This window comes from Pseudomonas sp. EL_65y_Pfl2_R96 (genome assembly GCF_963970905.1).
Lineage (GTDB): Bacteria > Pseudomonadota > Gammaproteobacteria > Pseudomonadales > Pseudomonadaceae > Aquipseudomonas.
This window is the reverse complement of the sequence record NZ_CAXAQH010000375.1, coordinates 1-442: the sequence shown is the minus strand read 5'-3', so window position 1 is coordinate 442 and position 442 is coordinate 1. Positions and strand designations below refer to the sequence as shown.

1 protein-coding gene is annotated in these 442 nt (G+C 60.0%); it reads right to left on the bottom strand.

From position 1 onward, the window contains the following. Positions 1-213: hypothetical protein (locus tag AACY49_RS31125; protein WP_339528174.1), on the bottom strand; the 213-nt coding region annotated here is incomplete at its 3' end. Positions 214-442: the final 229 nt, after the last annotated feature.

The window sequence follows — 442 nt, the reverse complement described above, 5'->3', positions numbered from 1 at the left end:
ATTGGGGAAAACATAGGTCGAGGTGGCGAAGATCGGCGGCTTCAGAGAGCCTTCCGACAACATCGGATCATAGCCATGCCCCATCATCAAGGTCGACGGCTTGAGCTTGCGATCGCCGATCTTCTCGATCGAGGGCTTGGGCTTGGTGCGCGGGGCGACGCCGGTCAGATCGGCTTCGGTCTGGGGGTCGGTCTGGTCGGTCGGCTTCGCCATGAGGGTGCATCCTGCGTCGAAAAATGATAGGAAGCCTTACCGCGAGATAGTCTCGAATGATACTATTTCGCGGCAGATCCTTGGGGGGACAGGATATGCCGATCGCAATCGTTTCGGTGCCCGTGACCGATGTGGCACGGGCGCGGCGCTTTTATGTGGAAACACTTGGGCTGGTGGTGTTGCGCGACGAGGCGATGGGGCCCGACATGCGCTGGGTTCAGTTGCAGCC